Below are 24,638 nucleotides of genomic sequence, written 5' to 3' on the forward strand. Positions count from 1 at the left end.
CCCTATGATTTTCGTCTCTGATCATAAAAGAAGCGTCGGACGAAAGCGCCGACGCTTGACATTTAACATTATTATATGCAAAAAAGCGACATTATGCAAGGATTTTGCACTTTATTTTATTGTAAACGGACATTTCCCCGCTTTGCAGGCCCATCCCCGCTACCATATTCTCGGCTTGCGCATCATGATCAGCACACCGCCTACGATGAGCAGCAGGGCAACGACGTAGATGCCGAGCTTGAACAATAAAGCAAGGACGAAGAAAACGGCGGATGCGACGCCCAAAATCAGCGCGGCGGTCATGACCCCGCGGTCGCGGCCCCGGTCAAACAAATGCAGCTCGTACAGACCGACGGCCACTCCGAAAATAAAGCCGGGCCACAAGTAGCTCATCGAGCCCCATCCAAAAATGTTGCAGTAAAAAAACATGAGCGAATACGTCGTCAATATGCCGCCCGGCAGCAGAACCCCGGCCGGAAGCATGCGGTTAAAATACAAAGCGTGAAACAACAGCCCCGGAATAAGTAGCACCAGCGGCCATAAATAAGCAAAGACAAAGTGAAAGACCCCTAATTTCCCAAGCAGCAAAACGATCGCAACCCCGATCAGCAGCACACCGATGGAGTAGCTGTTTCTAGCCATAAGGCTTCCCTCCCCAATTCGCCGAAAGTGAGCGCCCGTTCGACACTCATCTGCAAATAGTGTATCTCACTTGCGGAAAAAACGCCAGAAGGCGCGGCGTTTACTTGCGGTTGCGCCGTTTCGCTTCCAGCAAACGGCTCATCGCATCCGGCGGCGGCGGGGCCTCGGACGCCGCCGGGGGCGCTGGCGGAGCGGCGGCCGCGGGCCGTTCCGCTTCGGCGGCGGCGGGCCGCGCAGCCGCCGCCGGGGGCCGCTGCAGCTTGCGCTCCGCAAGCTGCCGGCGTTCGCGGAGACGCGCAAGCGGCGTCTCCGCAGGCTGCGGCGGGCCGGCTTCGCGGCGGGCCCGCCCGAATCGCGCAGCCGGCCGGGCCCACAGGGCGGACGGCAGGCTGACGCGGCGCGCTGCGATATCAAGCAGCAGCAGCGCGAGCGCGGCCATCAGCAGGTACGCGCTGATGGGGACCGCCCGCTTCTGCGCGGCGGAAGCGAAGGCGAAGGCGTCCTCCGGGTGTTCGAGCGAGAGCACCCGGCCGCCGGTCAAGGCGGCAAGCTGCTTCAGCTTGTCCGGGCCCTTGCCTTCCGTGATCCGGTATTCCGGCGAATACGGGATCACGAACCCCGACGTCGCGCTGCCGATCACGCGCTTCTCTGCGCCTTCCCCGCCCTCCGGCGCCAGAAGTTCCGTCTTCACCAAATATACGCCGGACTTATCCACAGGCACTTGCGCTGAATATTCTCCCGGCGCCGTAGCCGTGAAGGCGACATCCTTCGTGCCGAGGGAGTCGTCCGTTATAACCGCTCGAAGCTCGCCCTGCAAACCGGCGCTCCCGCTGCCGTTCCCGATCCGCGCTTCCAGGGTCATTTCGCTGCCTGACAAATGTCCGGTCAGCTCCATCGGCGAAGCTTCAAACTGCGGGAACGTCCATTTGATCATACCCGTCAGCGCCTTCGGAAAACCCGGCCACTTGACCCAGTCCGCCGACCACGCTCCGGTAACGTCGCTCGTCCATGCAACCGACCGGCCGGACCCGTACTGCCACCTTGCCAAAACCGGGTCGGGCTCCTGGCTCGCCAAAATCACGTCCGCCGTTTCCTTCGGCGTCGTCGCGATATACCCGTTCAGGGCCGGCACCCCTTGCCCGAACAAGCCCATCCAGTCGGCTCCCCCCGTATAGGCGGGAACGAACGGCTGATTCACGATATACGTGCGGGAAATCAAAACCGCCTCGCGGCTGAAAATCGCCGGAATCGTCGTTTGATCGACAGCGGCATAGTACCTGCCCTTGGCGAGATCGGCAAGCTGCTTCAGCAGCGCCTGATCCGCATCGGTGCCAATCGCCACTGTGGACATCGTTATATTGTCCTTTTGCATGTTTTGCGTCAGGGCCTGATAGCTTTGATCCGTCGCGGACTGCCCGTCCGTCAGCAAAATGATATGTTTCCGCTGCGCGTCCACCTTCGACAGCTTCCGGTAAGCTTCTTCCACCGCCGAATAAATTTCGGTGCCGCCGTCGGCGGGAATCGAATTGATTTTGCGGATGACGTCCGGCTTGTCGGTCAGCTTCTGCGGCTCTACGTACCAGAGCGAAGACGAATCGAATCCGAGGACGCCGAGGGTGTCCTTCTCCCTTAACAAATCCGTCGTCCGGGAGGCCGCCTCCTGGGCCAGCTTCATTTTGTCCCCGGCCATACTGCCGGATTTGTCGATCACGAGCACGATGCCGAGCGACGGAATTTCCCGCTTGCCGCGCAAATCCATGTAGACGGGAAGCGCGCGTTCGATCGGCGTTTTGAAATATCCGCCCAAACCGTAGCTGTCCTGCCCGCCGAGCATGACCAGACCGACGCCGTAATCGCGTACGGCCTGCTCGATCATCTCCATCTTGACCTGCGGAATGCGGGTTGCGGGGACGTCATTCAAAACGATGCTTTCATAGCCGGCATACGAAACAAAATTGTTCGACAGCAGCTCCGGCGTTATCGTATCGAAAGGAATCAACGCGGACCTAAGCGCCGCCTCCACATTTTGCGAAGCTCCTTCCTTGCCCTCGACGATGAGCACTTTCGGCGGCCCCTGCACTTTGCTGAACGCATAATGCGTGTTGTTCGCCGACTGCTCGTCCCCGTCCATATAGATCTCGGCCCTGTACCGGTGAATGCCCGGCTCCTTCGCCAGCGATTTGACGACAAAGCGGTTTTCGCCCTTTTCGAGCGTTACCTGCCCGGCCGTTATTTCCCGGTCGTCTTCATAAACCCGCAGCTGTGCGGGACCGGCCGCAGTCGCCCTTACCTGCACCTCGACCGAATAAGCTTCCCCTTGGTACAGCTTGTCGGGAACCCGCACTTCTTCGACGGCGGCATCTTTTTTCTCTTTGACAGGCATGGGCACGACGTCGACGGCAATTCCGCGATCGCGGAGCAGTGCGCCTTGCCGCAGCATATCGCCGACGTTTTCCTCGCCGTCGGATAGCAGCACAATATGCTTTCCCTTGCCGTCTCCCAGGGAGCCGGAAGCAAGCTGCAGCCCGGCGGACAAGTTCGTAAACTGCGCATTCGTCCGCGAAGTGAACTGGAAGCCGACAAGAGGCTTGGTGTCCACAGACGTTTCCAGATAAGCGTCCAGCCCGATGGAAACAACCCCGGCTTCGTCCTGCTCCGACCGCTCTTTGGCGGCGGCGCGAATCCACTGGGCTTCCCGGCTGTCCGCCTTTACGCTGTCGGAACGGTCCACGGCAAAGACGACGGTTTTATTGTTTTTCCATGTGAACAGCTGCGTCCCGGCAAGCGAAAGCACGAGAAGCAGAAGGACAAGCGTACGGACGGCAACCGCAAATTTTTTGCGCGTGCCGTTCAGCCTTGGAACGTGGAGCCACATGAGGCGGATATAAAAAACGAGGGGCACGATCAGCAGCAGAGCCCACACGCGGTCAAACTGAATGCCCACTTCTATACACCTCCCATTCCAGCAGCAGCAGGATCAACAGCATAGCAACGATCCAGGGCACTAAAGAAACCGCGAACGGTTCTTTGTCCGGCGAAACGGCGGCGCGGGATGCATCCGTATTGCCCGAGTCCGTCCGTTCGCCAGGGGTGGCCCCGGGCAGTAAATCCGCTTTCCCGTTGATATTCGATTCCCGTGAATCGATCGCCGATTCCAGCAGTCGCGACTGGACAACATTGCCTTGGGCATCGTACTCCACAAAACGGTACAGCCCTGGCACCGCAGGGATCGTCTGCAAAGCTGCTACTGCTCCTCCAATTTGTTCAGCCGCCTGTTCGGCACCCTGACCTGACTCGGGCTTCCAAACGGCCTTGGCCGTCTCCGGATGAATCGCCAGCTCCCTTCTGTCGCCTGCTACGAATCGTCCCAGACTCGCGCCGTCCTGCCGTGTCAGCCAATTGGCCGCGTTTTGCACCAGAATCGGAAATTCAGCCCGCAGCGCCAAATCGGATTGCTGCAAGGAAAAAACGAACACGAGGCGCGGAACGCCGCTTTCCGTGCCCGCCAGCAGCAGCGGCAGCCTGCCCGCTTCCACGATCGGCTTGGCCCCTTTTTGACCGGCGCCGGCAGCCTCGTCCGCTTGAGCGACGTTCACGTCCTGCAGCCGGATGAAGCGGGTGACCGGATGATCGGCAATCGTATAAGGAGGCGAAACCTGGCGGCTTGCCGAAGGTGACGGGGCGGCCGGAGGAAATGTCCAGAGCGGCGTCGATTTCAGGAGCCGCTGCCAGGGCTCTCCCGGCAGCTCCGCCCCCGATACGCCGTCGAGGATGACGAGATCGGGGCTCGTCCCGGTTGGCAGCGGATACGTCCCGTCGGCGCTTTTTTGTATTTTCAGCACATCGATTTTCGCCAAAGCGAGCGCTTTTTCCAAAAACAAGCTGCCGCTGCCGACATAGGCGGCTCTCTTGCGCCCGCCTCCTTCGGAAAACGCGTAGGCCGTGTTATCTTCCGCAAGCGCGTCTTGAACGTCGAGGGCCAGCTTGTAAACGGCTGCGCTTTCCAGATTTTCGAAATAAACGGTCTGCTGTTCGTCAGGTTGTAAAGTCAAGCGCTCGATTGTTACTGCCTTGGCATCAGCATAAAGCGCAGCCTCGAATGATGCTGGCTCGGCGCCCCAGTTTTTGACGACAGCTACGGCTTGATACCCGGAACCGCTGCCTCCCTGTTTCACGCCGAACTGCGCAATACTTACGTTTTCGTGTGTCCCGGCAAGCTCCGTACGCTCGACGGCAACAGGTACGACGAAAGAGATTCCTGATCCGTTTTCCGTCCATTGGCCGTCGGTGTAAATGCGCACCTGTGCTTCGGGGTCATCCCGAGTGAGCGCAGCAGCAAGCGACAGCGAAGCCTGATAGGCGGTTTTTCCATAAAAAGGCGTGACCTTCCGAATTGCGGACTCCAGGGCGGGAATGCCCGCTTGCCGCTGCATCACCACTTCCGGCTGATCTCTCATGACAAGCAGCGTATATTCGCTGTTTGGCGCATGCTCGCGGGCGAATTCCAGCAATTGCCGCTCCGCTTGCTGCAGCCTCGTCACGCCCCCTGCGGAAGCCTGCATGCTGGCGGAAGCGTCCAGCACGAAGACGACTCGCGCCGTCCCGCCGCCGCCCGTTCCGGGGACGAACGGCTTCATGAGCGCAAGCACGCACAGCGCGGCCGCCAGCAGCTGCAGCCAGAGCAAAAGCTGGCGGCGGAGACGCTGCCACGGCCGATTCGCTTCCTGCTCGCGCAGAATTCGCTGCCAAAGCAAATGGCTGGATACTTCGGTATCCACATAGCGCCGCTTTAGAAGATACAGGATGACGATAAAAGGCAGCGACAGCGAAAACCAGAGACCGCTTAAGGACGCGAACTGCATGAAAGGCTCACCTCTTTCTTTCTGAATATTTCGGGCATACTATTTCGGAACCGGCGGCAGCTATGCTGCAACCGCGTTTTTTTACCACATAAGAATGTTTAAGTTCTTTACAGCGCTAAAGCGCGTAGAACAGCATTCTTATTGGCGAATAAACCTACCTCTGAACGCGGTCGCTCATCTTCGAAAAGACCTCGATAGAGGTTTATCTCACAAAATGCACTTTTCCTGTACAGGAGGACTTATGGAACGATCGCAACCGGCTCACGCCCAAAAACCGCTTTGGACAAAAGCTTTCTTGCTTACTTCGCTTTCGAATCTGCTGCTTTTTTTCAGCTTTCAAATGCTGATTCCGACCATTCCGGTCCACATCCTGGATATTGGAGGAAACAATGTGCAGGTCGGGCTTGTGATGGGGCTGTTCACGATTTCATCGCTGATTACGCGGCCTTTTGCCGGCAAGGCGCTGGACACGCTGGGCAGAAAACACGTGCTGCTGGTCGGATTAACGATCTGCATTCTGACCATTGCCGGGTATTCCTACATGGCCGCTGTCGCGCTCATTCTCGCCGCCCGCTTCGTGCACGGCATCGGCTGGGGCATTTCCACCACTTCCCTCGGCACTGTCATCGCCGATATTATTCCGGCGGAAAGACGCGGGGAGGGAATGGGCTACTACGGGTTATCGAATACGTTTGCCCTGGCCTCGGCTCCGATGACCGGATTATGGGTTCTGCACGCTTACGGCTTCCATCGTGTACTTCAACTATCCACTGTACTTGCGGTGATGTCGCTGCTCAGCTCGCTTTTTATCGCCTACCCGAAGCCCAGGCCGTTCGAAAAACCGGCTCAGCCGCCGAAGCTCATCGACCGGCTCATGGAGCGAAGCGCTGCGCTGCCGTCCGTTTTGCTGTTTTGCACAGCGGTTTGCTACGGAGGCATCGTCACGTTCATTACTTTATTCGGCCGCGAAGCCGGGATTTCGAATGTCGGATGGTTTTTTCTTTGCAACGCTTCCATGGTGTTGATCGTCAGACCTATAACCGGTCTGCTGTTCGACCGGAAAGGCCACGAATGGGTGCTGCTCCCCGGAGCTTTGTTCACGATATGCGGGCTGCTGCTGCTTTCGTTTGCGCACTCCGAGGGCTCCCTGGCGGCCGCCGCATTGTGCTACGGCATCGGCTTCGGCTCCATCCAGCCGGCACTGCAGGCGTGGACGATCAGCCGTGCGGCTTCGGCCCGCCGCGGTGCGGCGAGCGGCACTTTTTTCTCCGCCAACGATCTCGGCATCGGAGTCGGCGCGATGGCGCTCGGAGCGTTGGCTAACGCGCTTGGCAGCTACGCCTGGATGTACCGGTTTTCCATCGTGCTGATGGTCGCCTTCCTGCTTATTTACGGCTGGTCCCTATGGCACGCCAGACGCGGCGTTCGCATCGTCCAGCGGGCATAAGCTTGCTTGCTCTTTCACCGGACGAGTCCGCTGCGGCGCAGCTCGCCAAGCAAAAAATCGCCCGGAGGCACATCGGTAGCCGCCAGCAAATACGTAATCCCGCGTTCAAAGCAGAAAGATCTGAGTGACTGCGTGTACGCTTCTACCGCTTTCCGGTAAGACTGCAGCACTTTGCCGGTGACGGCTACCTCTTTGGCCGCGCCCGATTCGCTGTCGATCAACCTTAGCTCGCCGCTGAGACCGGGGTTCAGCTCCTCTGGCGACAGCACTTGCACGACGACCACTTCCTGCTTCGCGGCAAGCAAATATTGAAGCGCCTCCAGAACGCCGTTTTCATACAAAAAATCGGAAAACAGCCAGGTCATGCCCGCCTGCCGCGGAAGCACCGCCGGATTGCAAAACACGGCCCCGGCATCGCCCGCTCCCTGCGCCTCGCAGCCCGCCAAAAACTCAAAAAGCCTTGCCGCGCTGCCTTTGCCGCGAAGGTGCTTCAACTGCCCTGTCACCCGATCCGTAAAAGCCGCGGCGCTGACGCGGTCATACCGGTTCAGCGAAACGTACCCGATCGCCGCGGCGAGCGTTCTTGCGTACTCCCATTTGGTAAGCGGCGAAGCTCCGGAGCCTTTCCCAACTCGCGCCTCTCCCGGCCCGCTTTGCGGCGCTGCTCGGCGGGTGGTCAGACCCCAGGAGGACGAGGCGGCGGAACCGGCGGAGGGGCGTCCCGGTGGGCCTGCCGCGAAACCTGTTCGTCCGAAATCCATCGATTTCGAAGCATCCAGCCAAAGGTGAATGTGGAGCTCCTGCTCGTCCATAAACAGCTTTATAAAAGGCTTGCCCGTGCGCCCGTACGCGTTCCAATCGAGCTGGCGCGTATCGTCTCCGGGGCTGTACAGCCTGTAATCGGCGAAATCAAGGGAAGAGCCGTAGTTTTTCGAGCGGCGCTTCCCCTGCATCGTTCCGCTGATCCTGCTTTTGGCAGCGACGCTCATTTGATCCAGACGCCGCATGAGGCTTGCATCCAGCAGTTGCAAACCGCCTCTCATCGCCCGTTCTCCAGCTTAAGGATGACATCCCGAATGACGGAATCGGGCGAAACACCCAGCGCTTGTCCTTCAAAATTTAAAAACAGCCGGTGGCGCAGTGCCGGAATCGCAGCCGTGGCAATATCCTGTTTGGAAACGTGAAAACGCCCTGCCAAAAATGCCCTGACTTTGGATACGGCGATGATCGCCTGCACGCCCCTGGGGCCCGAGCCGAACCGGACGTATTTCCTGACAGCCTCGGGTGCGTCCGCCTCTTCCGGGTGCGTATTCATCAACAGCTGAACCGCATAGTCCAGCACTTCTTCCGCAACCAATATTTGTTTGAGCCCTTGCTGAATTTCCCGCAGCAGATCGCCGTCGGCGACCTTTTCGGCTTTCTCCTCGCTAGCTGAGGTCGTCCGCAGAACGATTTGCTTCAGCTCTTCTTTCGTCGGATACGTCACGTGAATTTTCAACAAAAAGCGGTCCAGCTGAGCTTCCGGCAGCGGATAAGTGCCTTCCTGCTCAAGCGGATTTTGGGTCGCCAGCACAAAAAAAGGCGAAGGAAGCGGATACGTTTCGGAGCCGACCGTAACCGTCTTTTCCTGCATCGCTTCGAGCAGAGCGCTTTGCGTTTTGGGCGTCGCCCTGTTGATCTCGTCGGCAAGCACGAAATGGCCGAACAACGGCCCCCGCTGGAACCGGTACGACGTTTCTCCCTGTGTGCCGAACTGGATCACATTCGTGCCCGTAATGTCGGCAGGCATTAAATCCGGCGTGAACTGAATGCGCGAGAAGCTCAAATCGACCGTATCGGCGATCGTCTTGACGAGCATCGTTTTGCCGAGCCCCGGAATGCCTTCCAGCAAAGCGTGCCCGCCTGCAAGCATGCACCACAACAGCTGCTCGACCACCTCCTGCTGTCCGACGATGACCCGCCCGATCTGTTCTTTTATGCGGCCGACCGCCGCACTCCATGCTTCAAGCTGCGCTTTGGATTCCACCATCGCTTTCCCTCTCCCGTCTGTGTTATCCACAGCAATATATGTTGCATAAAAATCAAAAGGAGCAACTCCTTCACAGTGTGTCTTTCTCGGGGCGCGTTGCGGCGCTGTGCGGCAGGCGGCCAAGCCCCACGTTCCGCACGCACGCTGGCCGAGCGGCCGTCCGCCAGATTCCGGGCCTTTCTCCGATATCGGGCCATTCTCCGAACGTTTGGCTGACAAGCGATTGCGGTCGACCGACCGCAGTCATGCAGCGCAACACCGCGTTAGGGCAACCGGACAATCATCCTTGTCACCCGATCAGATGATTCAAGTTCGATACAAGCTAAGATGCGCAGGCCATCATTCTGATCGGCGAATCAACCTGCCTCCGAACGAAATCGCCACTTTCGAAAAACCTCGGAAGGGTTTATCTCACAAGCTAGCTGCGCGAAGATAACGTGCCCAGAAACCCGCAAGCCGGAGCCGATCGCACAGCCTTACTGGGAGCCACGGATAAAAACCTGTAAAAGTACATCTATCCGACTCGTCGATACGCTGATAATGAAGCATAACTGCAATTGTGTAGGCTGTTAAGAAACCACCTATTTTTCTCGATGATCATAAAAACACCAAAAGTATGGCCTAAATGCCCCTCGCAGATCGGTTTAAATCAATTTTTCCACTTTGAGATGAGACGCCTCCACTAAAAATGGATCTGAGGGGAATCAGTTGGACTTTTGCAACAACCTGAAAACTGCAGCTTTTGCTCGATGGATGCGCTGGCCATGAAAAATTCCTGCATTTGTGTAGGTTTTTCGCCGAGTACATTGGGATCAGGTTCGATTTCGCGGTAAATTCCTGCAATTGTTCGACACATTTGTAGGCTTCTGAGAAACCCACACACCAGAGTCAGTCGCATCATTTTCCGGTTGCACGAAGAAAACCTGCAAAAGTGCAGTTTTTGCTCGATGGATACGCCGGCCACAAAAAATTCCTGCAAATGTGCAGGCTTTTTGTCGCTAACATGGGCTCAGGTTCATTTTTAAGGAAAATTCCTGCACAATCGCAGGCTTTTGGCCAAAATGAACCATTTTTGCGAAAAAAACCTGCACTTTCGCAGGTTTTTCCCAGACCCGGCCCGGCCTGTCAAGCCGCCTCATCCCCTCCCTGCTGTCCGGCCAACGTTGCGGCGCCGTACGGCAGGGAGTAGACCAAACGTCGTCTGCACGTTATGCAGCCCTTTCGGGCAAGCCTGACCGTGTGCTGGATCTGATGGTCTCGCTTCCCAACTCGGTCATGAACGGCTGCGCCAGCCTATGAAGCTTCACACGGCTGCGGCAAAACCGTGCATTAGGGATTCCCATTAAAATCAACGCTGCGGTTGAATGTCCAAAAAGTAGTCGCGCACCAGGTTTTGCATATTTTGCGGCAGCTCCGAGCGGTTCAGCGATTGCGCCGCTTCCGCCGCGTAATCGGCGTATACGTCCTCGTACGGGCGCGATGCCCCGTCCAGGCCCGGCGCGGCACCGCCTTGGCTCACTTCGCCGCCGCGGCCGCTTACGGGCCCGCCGTCGGCGTACGTGCCGCCGGTGCCCGAGCGCTCGCGCGGCGTTGCGACGAGCCCGCGCGAGCCCGCGCCGACGCCGCCTTGCGAGCCGCCGGCTCCGCCGCTGCCCGCCGCTCCGGCGGATGCGCCGCCACCGGGCGCGGTGCCTGCACCGGCGCTGCCCGGGGCCGCACCGCCTGCCGCGGCCGGCGGCGAGCCGGCGCCCGCTGTGGCGGTGCCGCTCGCGGCAAGCCGCTCCGCGAGGCCGCCGGGGGCCCACGCCTGGCCGGGCTGCGCGCCTGCGGCGGCAAGCTCGCGGGCCTGCGGCAGCGCCCCGGCGGCGAGCCGGGCGCCGGCCTCGGCGGCCAGCGCTTGCTGCTGCGCGAGCGCTTCCTGCGCGGCGGCCGCGTCAGCGAGCCCCGCTCCGAGCTCGGCGAGCGCGGCCTCGGCCCCGCCGCCGCTGCGCAGCGCGGAGGCGGCCTGCCTGAGCTGCTCGCGAAGCTGCTGCTCCGCCGCCCCGGGCGGCGCCGATTGGGCGAGCCGCTCCAGCTCTGCGGCGAGCTGCTCCTTCTGCTGCGGCGTCATCGCCGCCACCTGCTCGCCGAGCTTGCCGGCCGCTTCCTTGACGCCTGCGGCAGCGCCCTTTTGCAGCTCCTCGCCCAGCTTGTGAAGCGCCTCCGTGCGCTGCAGCGACTCGGCCAACTGCTCGGTCTGCTGCCGCTGCTTTTCCAATTGCGCCAGCCCCGACTCGATTTGTTTCATCGCCTGCTCCATCGCTTGCAGAGCTTCCGGGGGAACTTGCTTTTGACCCAGCTTGTTCTCCAAATCTTTCAACGCTTCGAGCATGTCCTTGGCAGCCGGAAGCCGGGACGGTTTTGCTTCCCATTGTTTGACCAGTTCCTGCACGTTTTGCTTTTGTTCGTCGAGCCAAGCCTGCTGCTTCTGTCTGTCCCTGAGAACGTCGTCTGCACCGTTAGGAACGGCGAACAGCACGGCTAACGCAAGAGCACATGCGGATGTGGCGGCCGCTAATTTGCGGTCCACGCGAAGGCGTACGGTTTTATCCAGCTCATCCCGCACAAAAATGCCGCCCCGTTCGATCGCATCCTCGCGCTGCAGCACAGCGAATACCGTCGTCTGGCCGCTGTACCTGAGCGTTGTCGACATCCGGTCCTCCATGCCGTTGCGATCCATCCAGCGGGCGGCCGAATCGTCATCCGGACGGCGGACGTACAGCAGAGCGGCGCCGACGGCAAGCGCTGCCGCGAGCGCCAGCGGCACGCCCCAGCGATACCCGGGGATGGGGAAGAAACGCGCGATCATCATCCACGCCACGGCTGCGGCCAGTCCCGCAAGCAAGCTAAGCATCAGGCAGCGGAGCCCCTGCGCTTTCCACAAGCGCTGCCGCACAGGCCGGAGCACCTCCTGCAAGGTCGAATCTTTCACAACTGCGCCTCCTTCCCGCTCATAAAGTTTGCCGATTTATTTTTTCGTCTTCATGATCGGTCGTAAATAACGGATGCTGAGCCAGAGCGCAAGCACGGAAATGCATGTGTAAACGGCGACGAAAATATGCCACATTTGCAGCCAGGTATGACCGCCGAACACCGACTTCGCGACATCAGGAATCATCAGGCTGAGCAGCACCGGCATCGGATTCAAGCTTAAAAAGTAGCCCAGCACCTCCTCGTTCATCCCCCGCCCGGACAGCTGCCCGAAAAAGATGCCGGCAAGCGCGGTAAAGCCGAAAATAAACAGCACAAAGCCGTACGCAGCAATGACTGCGATGACCGTCTTCTTGAACATGGTGGAGAAAAACACGCCTACCGCGCCTAGAGCGATCATCACGAACACATAAAAGACGAACACCCAAAGCAGCTGCCAGGGCGAAACGCCCCCGTATAAAAACACGATGCTGTACAGCGGCATCGAAGCCAGCACAGTCAACAGCATAAAGCTGATCGAAGAAAACAGCTTGCTCAAAATGATCGTCGCCGAGCTCTGCTGCGTCGTAAGCAGCATGTTCAGCGTCTGCTTCTCCCTCTCGCCGCTTATGATTCCGGCAGTCAAACCGGGTGTCATAAAGGATATCAGCACCAACTGCGCGCCGCTCAGAAAATAAAACAGCTCACTGCTTTTCGACGTGCTGAGCACCCCATCCGACATGCCGACCGTGTTAATATAAGCGAAACCCAACGCGAGCGCGCCGATAGCCAGCAAATAAATAAAAATGGAGAGCGGAGAGCGGAATGTGCGCATACGCAGCCGAAATTCTTTTTCCATGACCGGATTGATCCAGTTGATCCTACTCATCGTGAGCTCCGCCTCCTTTCGTAATTTCAAGGAACACGTCTTCCAGATTCGTCATCGCTTCGCTGAAAGACAGCACCTGGTATCCCTGCCCCACCAATTGAACGAGCATTTCCGCCTGATCGGCGTCCGTGCCGCCAAAATGAACGTGAATTCCTTTTTCATCGCTGAAAACCATCGTAACATGCGGCTGCCGCTCCAAAAAAACCGCCGCCTCTTCGGCCCTGTTCAGCACGCGCACGTGAAGGACGCGATTGGCCTTCATCCGGTTTTGAATGTCCGCGACTTTTCCTTTGGCGATCAGCTTGCCGTATTCGATTACGCCGATTTCATCGACCATCTCGGCCAGCTCGGGCAAAATATGCGAGGAGATAATGATCGTTTTGCCCATAACCTTCAGCTCTTTCAAAATTTCCCGCATTTCGATGCGCGCTCGCGGATCGAGGCCGGAAGCGGGCTCGTCGAGAATGAGCACTTCCGGCTGGTGCACGAGACATCTCGCCAAACAAAGCCGCTGCTTCATGCCGCGGGATAAGGAATCGACGTAAAAGTCGGCCTTATCCGTTAAATTGACGAGATCCAGCAGCTGCGGAATAAGCTTCAAGCGCTCGGCTCTGGGAATTCCGTAGCTGGCGCCGTAAAAATCCAAATATTCGGTAGTCTTGAAGTTATCGTACACGCCGAAAAAATCCGGCATATAGCCGATCAGCTTGCGCACTTCTTTCGGCCTTTCCGTTACATCGAAGCCGCCTACTTTGGCAGTGCCGGAAGTCGGACTGAGCAAGGTAGCCAAAATCGACATCGTCGTCGATTTGCCCGCTCCGTTCGGCCCGACGAAACCGAATACCGTCCCTTTGCCGATCTCCATCGAGAGCGATTCCAATGCGGTAAAGCTGCCGTATTTTTTCGTCAAATTCGTAATCTCGATCATGGTTTCACCTTCCCTTCAAGCGATATGGAGGGAATGCGGAACGTTGTATGATTTTGCGTTGAGGTAGCTTTCATGCGGATCGATTTCCCTTCCAAAATATATGGCGCAAGCTTCTCCGCATCCCAATTCAAGGACTTCTGCGCATCGAGAGTTTCCCACTTTTGAGATGCTGCATTCCACAACTCCAGGGTTGCCCCGCTGTTCGGTTCGAGCTGCATGCTCATGAGCGTGTAAGAGGCCCTCTCGATTTGCGGCAGCTTGTAGTCCAATGTAAAGTCTCCGGTGCCCAGTTGGATATAAGGACCGCTTTGGAAATTGAAAAGGCCCGTTTGCATATTGTTGTCGATGATATCCGGCACTAACGCCGTGCCCGGGATCACGATTTGCCCTTCCGGCGTCACGAAGCTCATCTTGATATGTTGGACAATCAGCGACAGCTGTTCGGACGGCAAGCTTTTTCCGCCTCCCAAAGCGATCGGCTGCTGTTCCGTTACCCATCCGGCAATCATCGGCTCAAAGCCGCCGGATACGTTTTGCCGGTTATGCAAATAGCCGTTCAGCAGCGAGCGCTGCCGGAAGCCGGTATCCGCTCCCCCCGCCGCCGGGGACGTAAAAATCACGTTTGCAACGTCCGGCCCGAACGAAATTCCGGTACCGCCGGCCGTATCGAAGCTTGCCGTGGCGCCGGCTTTCAACTCGCCGATTTTTACCACAGATTGGTTCATCAATAAGACCACGTCCGTCAGGTCCTTTTTAGTGTGATTCGTGATTTTGCCTTTAGCCGAACCCGCCGACAGGTCGGTAAATGAATATTCGAACTTGCCGGCCGCAAGAGGCGCTTCGTCGTAGACTTTCATTTTGCTTACCGATGAGTAAGGAATGTCCTGTATCCTGACGCGGGCGGCATCATTGTCCTGACGAATGGTCAGCTCGCTCCTGCCGGTTATTTGCTGGCTGCTGTTGAAATTGTCCTGCATAATAGGTGCAACTTGCGCGCCTCCCGGGAATTGCATGTCCAGACTGCCGCCTTTCGGCAAAAAGACCGAGACGTTCGATGCCTTGATGCCCGATCCGTTCCCGTCAAGCTCCACGATATTTAAAGCTTGCGCCAGCATGCTGCCGCGGTTCGCCGCCCCGAACTGGAAAATGCCTATGCTCGTCACGATCGCAAGGGCAGGGATCGCGACCCAGGCCCATTCCCGCCGGTCCACCCGTCGCAAGAGCCAATAAAGCAGCGGTCCGACGACAACCGCATACAACAGAAGCGTCCATGTCAATGCCGTCAATTTCGGCGGCTTCAGGGCCGGAAAATATTCCAACGCCCGGTTCAGATCCCAATAAGGATCAGGTCCGTACCGGTTTTGATTCGTTCTGTATTTGTTCATTTCATCGAACGGCTCTTTCAGTAAAATTCTCCACAAGCCGGGATTCCCGTTCCACGAAGCAAGCGGGTTCAGAGACAAGTCGTATGCTGCGTACACGATTTTGCCGCTGCCCAACGCCTTGCTTGCATACACCGGCACGTCTCCTTCGGCGGCGATCGTTTCCGCGCCCTGAACAAGCTGGGCCTTGGATAGGGTAAAAGGCTGCGGCAGCGCGAGCTCTTTCTCCGCCAGCTTGGCCAACTGCGGGAGTTCCTGAACGCTCGCCGTTCCCTGATAAGCCACAGGAGCGGCATCGGCAAACGGAGCGGCCGTTTTGGGATAGCCTGCGCCGCCGGCCAGAATGAGCCTGCCCCCGCGCTGCACCCATGTCTTGATCGCCTGAATTTGCTCTGCGGATAACGTATCGGAAGCAAAATCGTTCAAGACGAGTACTTCGATTCCGTCCAATCCGAGCGCTGAAGCAGGAATATCCGCCTCTTTCAGATGCAGTACGTTGACTTTGTTGCCGGATTGGCTCAAAACGGCCAGGAAGTTCATCGTATCCGCATCCCGGGCTAGCACCCCTACTTGAACCGTGTCCGCCGGAATGCTGAACGTCTCCAGGTAAGCTGTTCCTTCCAACGAAACCGCTTTGCCTTTTTGGATCGAATCGCGGTAAAACGCAACGGTATTGTTGCCTTTTGCATATTCACCGCCAGGCAGCAGCAGTGTAACTGTCTTTGTGCTTCCTTTCGGAAGCTCTACATGGCTGACAAAAGTGTTGTCCTTGCCTTCGCCCGGATTGACGACCTGCACGGCAAGATCGCCGGATACGTCCGCCCCCGGATTATGCAGCGTAAATTTGACCGGCGTCCACTTCCTCAGCTTCACATTGGAAGCCCCGAAGCCGGGTTCCGCCTGAATCCCGATTCGGGCTTCCTCCGCTCCGGCCGCACCGGCAAACCCTGGCAGCGTTTGCCCGAGCAAGCCCAGCAAGACGAACCACGCCGTACACATTTTTAGAAAAAACGATAATTTCCCGATCCTTGATTTCACCCTGTGAACTCCCTTCTTTTGCACGCATATACCATTAGAGACGAGATCATTACCAAAAAGTTTCAAAAAGGCCAGGGAAAATGTAATATTTATGTGACAGACTTGGCTATGAAGGTTAAAAAGAACCGCCCTGCTTCCCTAGAATGGGTCAGCCGGGCGGTTGAGATTGTTATTTGCTTGCCGTTTGCAGCGAACGGGTCCATTTGACGACGAGCCCCGCCCCAATGACGACGATCGTGGTGGCGATCGGAATCACGGTGTGCAAGTATTCATAGTGATACAGCACCAGATCGATCATTTTGGGGTCCTTGACGAACATTTCCCCGGCTGTATAACCGAGAACCCCCGCCCCGATATAAACGAGAATCGGGTATTTGTGCAGCAAATTCATAACCAGGCTGCTCCCCCAAATGATGATCGGAATGCTCAGTCCGATGCCGAGTATAATGACGGTCATATTGCCTTGTCCCTTGGCGGCAATCGCCAGCACATTGTCAAGGCTCATGACAAAATCGGCGACGATGATCGTCCAGACCGCTTTGCCGAGTGTGGAAGCTTCCTTGATATTGGCGTGGCTGTCATCGTCCGTGAGCAGTTTGATGGCGATCCACAGCAGCAAAATCGAACCGCCCGCTTGAATGTACGGGATGTTCAAAACGCTGACGGCAATCAGCGTCAGGATCAGCCGCAGCCCGATCGCGCCGAACGCTCCCCACCAGATCGCCTGCTTGCGCTGCCTGAGCGGAAGATTTTTGCTCGCTAACGCGATGACGACTGCATTGTCCCCGCTCAACACGATATTGATGAGCATAATTTGCAAAAACAACCAAAGCTGATCCCACACGATTCATTACCTCCGCCCCTTATCTTTTGGCAAGCCCCCGGCTGGCAGCGATCCGTTCGGGCTAGAACAAATGGTGCCCGGAACCGGTTTTTCGATCGTGAACGATGTTGACCGTTTCCGTTTCCCGAACAGCTTGTTCGATCAATGCCGGCAAAAATTCCATGGCGCCCTCGATCTTTTCCACGATCCGAACGTTCGGATTCGTGCTCGGCGAAGGCGGCAAAAACAAACTGCAACAATCTTCGTATGGCAGTATCGAGATGGGAAACGTGCCGATCGCTTCGGCGATTCGGATAATTTCCTTCTTGTCCATCATCATGACAGGCTGCAAAATCGGCAGCGTTACTACGCGCCCGATGGCATTCAGGCTCGGCAGCGTCTGGCTGGCGACCTGGCCAAGGCTCTCGCCCGTCACCAGCGCGGCGATTCCTTCCCTTTCCGCAATTTGCTCGGCAATCCGGTACATCGCGCGGCGGATCAAGGTGACCAGCAAATTGTCGCGGTATGCGCCGTGAATGGAGGTTTGAACTTCGGTGAACGGCACGAGATGAAGCTTGATGGAATTTGTGTAGCCGGACAACTGCCGCGCAAGCTCAATAACTTTCTCTTTGGCCCGTTCGCTTGTGTACGGATAGCTGTGAAAATGGATCGCTTCGATGTCCAGTCCTTTGCGCATCGCTAGCCAGCCTGCTACGGGGCTGTCGATGCCGCCGGACAGAAGAAGCAGTGCCCTGCCGCTCGTGCCTAACGGAAATCCGCCGGCGCCTTCCGTAACTTCTGCATACAGCAGCGCCTGTTCCTCGCGCAGCTCGATCCGCAGCTCCGTTTCCGGATGATGCACGTCGACTTTTAACCCGGGACAAGCTTGAAGCACATAGCCGCCTACCAAATAGTTCATCCGCTGCGAATCGTAAGGGAACGCTTTGTTCACTCTGCGCACGCTGACTTTAAAAGTAGCCGGCTGCATGGGCAGCGCCTTCATCATTTTCAGCGCCAGCTCCTGAATCGCCTCCAGCTCCAGCGGAGCGTGATAAGCCGGACTGAACGAGGCTAGTCCGAAAACACGTTGAAGCCGGACGGCCGCCTCTTGATAGGATGCTTCTCCTAGCTCCACATATACGCGCCCATACTCGGGAATATACCTCAAATTGGAAAAATCGGCCAAAACTTTGCGTATTTGCTGTAAAACACTTTTTTCGAATTTTTTACGGTTGCGTCCTTTGAGCGTAAGTTCTCCGAGCCGTAAAATCATGCAATCCGGTTTCACTATCGTCTCCCCCTTCCGGAAACCCGCCGCTTGATCGTCGGCGTCAACTGCTTGACGACAGCCTGCAGCTCGGCAATAAAGCGGTCGGCCTCAGCTGCCGTCAATTCCGCGCCGTAGCTAATTCTGAGCCCGCTGAGCGCCTTCTCTCTGCCGCAGCCGGTCGCCAGCATCACCTGGCTCGGTTCCTCCTGCCCTGAAGCGCACGCCGATTTCGTCGATATGTAAATGCGCCTTTGTTCCAAAGCATGCACCACGACCTCCGCTTTCATGCCTGGAAAAGCAAAATGAACGATGTGCGGAGCCATCGCTTCGGGATCGGCGGAGCCGCTGAGCGTAAGCTCGGGAATCGCTGCAATTGCGCCGGCGATGCGGCTTCTCAGCTCATAGCAATGCGCTGTTTTTTGCTCCAGGCGTTCCATCGATAGCCTGAGCGCTTTCGCCATGCCGACGATCAGCGGAACGTTCTCGGTGCCGGAGCGGAAGCCGCGCTCCTGGCCTCCGCCGGCAAGCAAGGGCTGCAGTTTCAGCCCTTCCCTGCAGTAAAGAAAGCCCGCGCCTTTGGGGCCTCTGAATTTGTGCGCGGATGCGCTGCAAAGGTCCACGCCCAGTTCGCGCGGCTTGAACGGGAGCTTGGCGATGCCCTGCACGGCATCGACATGGAATACGATTTTCGGGAAGCCGGCAAGGTATTTCCCGATTTCCGCAATAGGCTGAATCGTGCCGATTTCGTTATTCACATGCATGACGCTGACCAAAATCGTCTCGTCGCACACGGCTTCCCGCAGCGCCTCCAGACTGACCGTGCCTGCGGCGTCGACAGGCAAATAGGTGACGCGGAAGCCGCTTTCCTCCAGTTGGCGAAATGTTTCCCTGACCGACGGATGCTCGATTTGCGTCGTAATGAGATGGTTTCCCCGCTGCCGATACTGGTAGGCGGTCCCTTTTATAGCCAGATTATTGCTTTCCGTACCGCACGATGTGCAAATGATTTCACCGGGTGAAACGCCGATCGCGGCGGCGATGACTTCTTTCGACTCTTGCAAAAGTTTGTCCGCCTGAAAGCCGAGCCCGTGGATCGACGAAGGATTCCCGTAGTACCGGCTCATCACTTCGGTTACGGCGGCGATGACTTCTTCATATGGCGGCGTTGTGGCCGCATAATCGAGATAAAGCATAGATGATAATTCCCTTTCCTGCTGAGCATTGACATTCCTTTATCATTAAAGCTTAAATCGCTTTATAACTCAAGTGCGCTTCGCGTTCAGCCGTCTCCTCAAACGGAAACGGCAAAAAGGCCGACCCCCGCGCCAGAAGCGGGCATCGGCCTTTTCGACCATATGTATTTACTGCGAATAGCTTTTCTTGTAACCGAGCACTTTACCCACGTAAGCCTGCGTTTCCATAGGCAGCAAATGCAGCTTGTCCGCCAGATCCAGATCCGAACGGATCCCGACCCGGTCTACCCGGCCAGGCCCGGCATTGTAGGCGGCCAAAGCAACGCCTTCGTTGCCTTTGTATTTGTTCAACAAATCGCGCAGGAAACGGGTGCCTGCATCGACGTTTTGCCTTGGATCGAATGCATTCGTCACACCGTACTCGCTTCCGGTTCCGTCCATCAGCTGCATCAGTCCCTTAGCCCCTGCCGAAGATACGGCCCGGTGGTTGAAGGCGGATTCCTGCTGGATAACGCCTTTTACAAGCGCCGGATCTACGCCGTAGCGACTGCTTGCTTCCTGAATGAGCTCGTCGAACTGGGATTGGGATACATGCCCGGATTCCGATATGCGCGGTGGATAATACGATTTCGCCAAAGCGCTTAACGAAGCGGGGACACCGTTCATCGCCCCTGCCTGATTGCCTGCCCATGCCGATAACGGCTGCATGGCTTGCGCGCCCGGGGCTTGTCCTATAATCGTTTCCAGCAATGCGCCAAAATCGGAGGAATCGTCGGCGGCGGATGTACTGGAATCGCCTGAAATCAGCGCCATTTTGTTCAGCATTTGCAGCTGAAGCAGTTCCTTCATTACTCTGGGATCAATGCTGTTCATCATAACCCTCATTTCCATACATTGCTATTCCCATTGTACACGTTTTGTGCCCTAACGACTATCCTTTTTTTCGGATGCAAAAAAAAGAACAGCCCGTGGGCTATTCCTTATTTCCTTATTTCTATCATGAAATGTTTTGCTGCAGCAGTTCATCCTGCATCGTTATTTTTCGCACCATCACTCTGGAAATACGCAAATGATCGATTTCCTCGACAATGAAAAGCAACTCGTCGTTGTAAACAACCTGCTGATTTTTGCTCGGCGGAATTTCGATCTGCGAATAAATCCAGCCGCCGATCGTATCGTAGTCGTCGGATTCGATTTCAACGCCGAAATAGTCGTTCACTTCATCAATCAGCAAAAGCCCGTCGATGGAGAACGTCTGCTCATCCTTGACTTCGATCGACGCGCGTTCCTCATCGAACTCGTCTTGGATTTCGCCGACGATTTCCTCCATAATATCCTCAAGCGTCACAAGCCCGGATGTACCGCCGTATTCGTCGATCAGCAGCGCCATTTGACTTTTCCGCTTTTGCATCATTTTAAGCAGATCGCTGATTTGGATGGAATCCGGCACGGTTGTGATCGGACGAATAATTTTTTTAATTCCTTTCAAATTCGCGTCAGGCTTCAGCAAATCCTTGATGTGCACGAAGCCGATAATGTTGTCTTTATCGGGATCGCATACCGGATAACGGGTCCGCATCTCTTTGATGGCTACCGCCAAATTTTCCGAAAATGACAAGCCTGCGTACAAGCACTCCATTTCCGTTCGCGGAATCATAATTTCTTTGGCCGTAGTTTCAGCGAATTCAAATATATTGTCAACAAGCGTAAGCTCTGTATTATCGATGAGTCCGTTTTTGTGGCTCTCTTTCATCAATACGCGGATTTCTTCCTCAGTGTGCGCCGATTCGTGTTCGGTCGTCGGTTCAATGCCGGCGCGGCGCAGCATCCAGTTGGAAATTCCGTTCAGCATCCAAATGAAAGGATACATCAATTTGTAAAACACGATCATCGGCCCGGAGGCCAGCAAAGTCACGTCTTCCGCTTTCCGGATGGCATACGTTTTCGGGAATTGCTCGCCAAGCGTAATATGCAACGTAGTCATGAGCGAGAAAGCTATGACAAATGTAATCGTGTGGAAAACCGAATCCGGCAAATTAAGCGGGCTCAGCAGCGGCTCCAATATTTTGGCAAATGTCGGTTCACCGACATAACCGAGTCCGAGCGAAGTCAATGTAATTCCGAGCTGACAAGCCGACAAGTACGCGTCAAGATTATTAATAATTCCTCTGGCAAATTTGGCATTCCGGTTCCCGTCTTCAGCGAGCGATTCGATCCGGCTGCCCCTTACTTTAACCATTGCAAACTCCGCCGCTACAAAAAAACCATTCAATAAAACCAAAAAAATCATTAATGCAAAACTAAGTAACGTTGCCGGTAAAGGATCTTCCAATACCTTACCTATCTCCTCTTGATGCAGTCGAGAAGAATAGGTGCACCTCCCTTTTGAAGTCAATTTGAAATATTACTTTTCATTATATAATAATACTCTAATCAATCAAAGGTTCGTTTATGACTCCTGATGCCAAAAAGTACGAGCATTCGGGAGCATACCTATTAATTTGATCGTCAGGAAGTAGCTGATCCCCCGATAAACGTTTTTTCAGTCGGAAATACACGTTTTTTTCGAAAAAAAATAAACAACAAGCCGAATTCGGCTTGTCATCATCGAAAACCTGCGCTCGCGGCAGGGCTTAAGCGAATCGTTGGCAGCATGCAAAAAATTCATGTGGTTGACCAACCGCCATCATGCAGCGCAACATCGCGCGCTGGGAACTGGGTACGGTGCGAAAAAGAGTAAAATGGGCCCGAGCTCGTGCAGCAGCTTTTTCCTCGTTGATGCGTTTGCAACGAATCATTCCTGCAAATATCACGCTGCCCGGAAACCCACATGCCAGGGCAGGTTGCACAATCTACCTGGTTGCGTGAAGAAAACCTGCAAAAATACAGTTTTTTGCATGGCTAATACGCTGAAAACGAATATTCCTGCAATTGTGCAGGCTTTTCGCTGCGAACATAGGCTCAGATTCATTTTCACGGAAAATTCCTGCATAATCGCAGGCTTTTCCCTCAAATGAACCATTTCCTCAAAAAAACCTGCACTTTCGCAGGCTTTCTCCCTGCCAAGCTGCCTTTCGGGCCCCCACATCAGCACTGCAACATGTTGGTCGACCGACCGCCGTCAATGCAGCGCAACACCGCGCGCGCCAGGAGCTGCGCGCGGTGGCGTGCAAGAGGCACGGGTTGAGGGAGAACGGCTGCGATAGTCTTTCACTTGCGCTACGAAAACCTAATCGCCCACAAACGCGACAGAGTGCCGAGAACATCTCGGCACTCTGTCGCGTTTTACGAATAAAAAGGAACCAGCAAAAAATAGGCGGCAATAGCAACCAATCCTAAAACAATCGACCAAGTACCGAGCGCTTTCGTGCCGCGGAAAAAGGCGAAAACACCCAAAGCGGCTCCGACAAAGCCGAGCACGACAGGCCATAGAAATAAGGAAACGATGGAAATCAAAAGTGCGGTATAGCCTAGAGCCTTGCTGCGGGTAACCGCTTCGACCATTTCTTGGACTTCCTCATCTTCTCCGGCCTCGGATTGAACGGGCTGCTGCACCTGATCCTCCGGCTTGCCGGAAGGACCGGCATACGGAATGCTTCTCGCCTGCGGATGCGGTGCGATCTCAGCGGCGTATTCCTCATTGCCGCTGTCCAGTCCGCCCTCCATTCTCAGCTGTTCCTGCTGAAAGCGCGCCTTGGCTGCCGGATCCGGATAACGGTTATCTTCAGTTGTCATGTCAGCCTCCGCTTATTTTAGAGCATCAACGGCTTTTCTTCGCTGTAAACGTATGGCAGCATGTGTTGGCCACATTCGCCGCAGTGTCCTTGTGGCCTTGGCCAAAGGCATCCCCGGCAAACTCGGCGTTGTAATCAGCCTTCGCATGCTGATCCACATCAATCATAATCGTGTTAGCATTGCAGTTGTTTCCTTGCGCCCAATATTCGCAATTGGCAACTGAACATTTTACATCCGGCATTATGATCACCCCCAGTAACAATTTGCCCGCTGCAAGGGGGATCTATGCTTACGGGAGCTTGTCAGATAGCACCAGAAACATCGCGTGCGACCACAGCAGCGGCAGAGCCGGCTCTCCCCATTTTTGGAGCCATTCCTCATACTTGTCCGGGCTGCGCAGCGCATCCGGCACCTGTTCGGGAAGCCTGCCGAGCGCATCCGCCTTCGCTGCGATCCAGTCCAGGCAGCGCTGCGCCTCGTCCCGGTCGCCAAGCTCGGCTTTAACCAAACCGTACCAAGCCGTCAGCAAAATCCATTCCCCACCCCCATAGTACGTATCCGCCTCATACCGCTGGATGCCTCCGTGCTTGAGCTGGCGCTCAATCGTCTGAACGGTGTTAGCCATGCGGGGATCGTCCGGGGCGAAGACGCCGAAAGGCACAGCCAGCCACAGAAGACTGGCATCGACCTCCGGCTGAACGGGCTGCCAAACTTCGTCTATGCATTGAATAGATTTAACAAATCGGCCGTCCATAACCGCATGCTCAACCAGAAATTGGCGGATGAACGCCGCTTTCTCGATCAGCGCAGGTCTGTCCTCGAGCTCCCCTAAAGCCCGCAGTCCGCCATAGACGCAAGCCAGCGTCGACGGATGCACGTAATCCGGGAACTCCTCCCAGCAATCGAAGTTGGGATAATGCCAAAACGTCATTAAGTAATCGACGGTAATTTCTATGCTCGCCCGAAGCTCCTCAAGCAATCGGCGGTTTCCGCTTATACGTACATGTTCCGCAAGCCCCCAAAGCCAGGTGCCGTAGCCGTCCAGTTGAAAATGTCCCCACTCCGAATCGTCGTCTCTGCCGTCCAAATGATACCGGGTGCCCAAAAACTCGCTGCGGTCGATCCAATTTTTTTGCTCGTGCTTGCGAATCAATTGATCCACTTTGTCCCGTTTATCCTTCAGAACGGCGTGCACCCACCTGTAGAACTGCTCCGCGCTTTCGCTCTCGCCCCTGAGATCCATCGAATAGGCGATAAAAGAACCGTCCCGGAGCCAACTGTACGCATAATGCGAAAAAAGCGGCGATGCCGCGTAGCCTCCGCGGGGATGCTGATTCAGCTTGATGACCGTGATGCTGGACTGGATAAGTTGCTCGCGATTCATAGGCATACGCTCCCTCTTTTAAACGAAAAAAGATGCGCACGAAAGTCGCATCTCCGGTTAGTATTTT

18 protein-coding genes are annotated in these 24,638 nt (G+C 56.1%); 1 reads left to right on the forward strand and 17 read right to left on the reverse strand.

Annotated features, from left to right (window positions below; translation table 11 throughout):
* Positions 1–159: 159 nt before the first annotated feature.
* From AC3G2T_RS11130 to AC3G2T_RS11140, 3 genes are all read right to left on the reverse strand, one after another.
* Positions 160–642 carry a hypothetical protein gene (locus AC3G2T_RS11130; protein ID WP_488435478.1) on the reverse strand — a complete coding sequence of 161 codons (483 nt, stop codon included), beginning with the start codon at positions 640–642 and terminating at the stop codon, positions 160–162.
* A gap of 100 nt (positions 643–742) precedes the next feature.
* Positions 743–3,586: a VWA domain-containing protein gene (locus AC3G2T_RS11135; protein ID WP_488435479.1), complete on the reverse strand. Its 2,844-nt coding sequence runs from the start codon at positions 3,584–3,586 to the stop codon at positions 743–745.
* Complete coding sequence (locus AC3G2T_RS11140; RefSeq protein ID WP_488435480.1) at positions 3,570–5,504, reverse strand: vWA domain-containing protein; 1,935 nt, start codon at positions 5,502–5,504, stop codon at positions 3,570–3,572. The genes AC3G2T_RS11135 and AC3G2T_RS11140 overlap by 17 nt, the downstream gene beginning before the upstream one ends.
* A 241-nt stretch (positions 5,505–5,745) precedes the next feature.
* Here AC3G2T_RS11140 and AC3G2T_RS11145 point away from each other — a divergent pair, with 241 nt between their 5' ends.
* Entirely contained in the window at positions 5,746–6,951 is a 1,206-nt protein-coding gene (locus AC3G2T_RS11145; protein WP_474684468.1) for an MFS transporter, read from the forward strand.
* Positions 6,952–6,965: 14 nt separating this feature from the next.
* On the opposite strand, the gene AC3G2T_RS11150 is transcribed toward AC3G2T_RS11145, so the two are convergent.
* The 14 genes from AC3G2T_RS11150 to AC3G2T_RS11215 form a co-directional block, all read right to left on the reverse strand.
* The gene (locus AC3G2T_RS11150; RefSeq protein WP_474684469.1) at positions 6,966–7,994 is read right to left on the reverse strand and encodes a DUF58 domain-containing protein; all 1,029 of its coding nucleotides are present in this window, start codon (positions 7,992–7,994) and stop codon (positions 6,966–6,968) included.
* Positions 7,991–8,980 carry an AAA family ATPase gene (locus tag AC3G2T_RS11155; RefSeq protein WP_488435481.1) on the reverse strand — a complete coding sequence of 330 codons (990 nt, stop codon included), beginning with the start codon at positions 8,978–8,980 and terminating at the stop codon, positions 7,991–7,993. Before AC3G2T_RS11155 ends, AC3G2T_RS11150 begins: the two co-directional genes overlap by 4 nt.
* Positions 8,981–10,328: 1,348 nt before the next feature.
* Positions 10,329–11,951 (reverse strand): hypothetical protein, encoded by a 1,623-nt coding sequence (locus AC3G2T_RS11160; protein ID WP_488435482.1) that lies wholly within the window; start codon positions 11,949–11,951, stop codon positions 10,329–10,331.
* Between the two features lie 36 nt (positions 11,952–11,987).
* Positions 11,988–12,818 (reverse strand): ABC transporter permease, encoded by an 831-nt coding sequence (locus tag AC3G2T_RS11165; protein ID WP_488435483.1) that lies wholly within the window; start codon positions 12,816–12,818, stop codon positions 11,988–11,990.
* On the reverse strand, positions 12,811–13,746 hold the full coding sequence (locus AC3G2T_RS11170) for an ABC transporter ATP-binding protein (protein ID WP_488435484.1): 936 nt from the start codon (positions 13,744–13,746) through the stop codon (positions 12,811–12,813). The genes AC3G2T_RS11165 and AC3G2T_RS11170 overlap by 8 nt, the downstream gene beginning before the upstream one ends.
* Complete coding sequence (locus tag AC3G2T_RS11175; protein ID WP_488435485.1) at positions 13,743–16,166, reverse strand: DUF7408 domain-containing protein; 2,424 nt, start codon at positions 16,164–16,166, stop codon at positions 13,743–13,745. Before AC3G2T_RS11175 ends, AC3G2T_RS11170 begins: the two co-directional genes overlap by 4 nt.
* A 169-nt stretch (positions 16,167–16,335) precedes the next feature.
* A complete protein-coding gene (locus AC3G2T_RS11180; RefSeq protein WP_474684475.1) occupies positions 16,336–17,010 on the reverse strand; it encodes a TerC family protein in 675 nt (224 codons plus the stop codon).
* A gap of 61 nt (positions 17,011–17,071) precedes the next feature.
* Complete coding sequence (gene thiI / locus AC3G2T_RS11185) at positions 17,072–18,277, reverse strand: tRNA uracil 4-sulfurtransferase ThiI (protein WP_488435486.1); 1,206 nt, start codon at positions 18,275–18,277, stop codon at positions 17,072–17,074.
* Positions 18,277–19,452, reverse strand: coding sequence for a cysteine desulfurase family protein (locus AC3G2T_RS11190; protein ID WP_488435487.1), 1,176 nt, complete (start codon positions 19,450–19,452; stop codon positions 18,277–18,279). The genes thiI and AC3G2T_RS11190 overlap by 1 nt, the downstream gene beginning before the upstream one ends.
* 168 nt (positions 19,453–19,620) lie before the next feature.
* On the reverse strand, positions 19,621–20,343 hold the full coding sequence (locus AC3G2T_RS11195) for a lytic transglycosylase domain-containing protein (RefSeq protein WP_488435488.1): 723 nt from the start codon (positions 20,341–20,343) through the stop codon (positions 19,621–19,623).
* A 106-nt stretch (positions 20,344–20,449) separates the two neighbouring features.
* Positions 20,450–21,742 carry a hemolysin family protein gene (locus tag AC3G2T_RS11200; protein ID WP_488435558.1) on the reverse strand — a complete coding sequence of 431 codons (1,293 nt, stop codon included), beginning with the start codon at positions 21,740–21,742 and terminating at the stop codon, positions 20,450–20,452.
* A 995-nt stretch (positions 21,743–22,737) separates the two neighbouring features.
* On the reverse strand, positions 22,738–23,187 hold the full coding sequence (locus AC3G2T_RS11205; protein WP_474684479.1) for a hypothetical protein: 450 nt from the start codon (positions 23,185–23,187) through the stop codon (positions 22,738–22,740).
* Positions 23,188–23,212: 25 nt separating this feature from the next.
* Entirely contained in the window at positions 23,213–23,428 is a 216-nt protein-coding gene (locus AC3G2T_RS11210; protein ID WP_488435489.1) for a DUF1540 domain-containing protein, read from the reverse strand.
* Between the two features lie 48 nt (positions 23,429–23,476).
* Positions 23,477–24,571 carry a glycoside hydrolase family 15 protein gene (locus AC3G2T_RS11215; protein ID WP_488435490.1) on the reverse strand — a complete coding sequence of 365 codons (1,095 nt, stop codon included), beginning with the start codon at positions 24,569–24,571 and terminating at the stop codon, positions 23,477–23,479.
* Positions 24,572–24,638 lie beyond the last annotated feature (67 nt).

This window comes from Paenibacillus sp. sgz302191, from assembly GCF_057749925.1.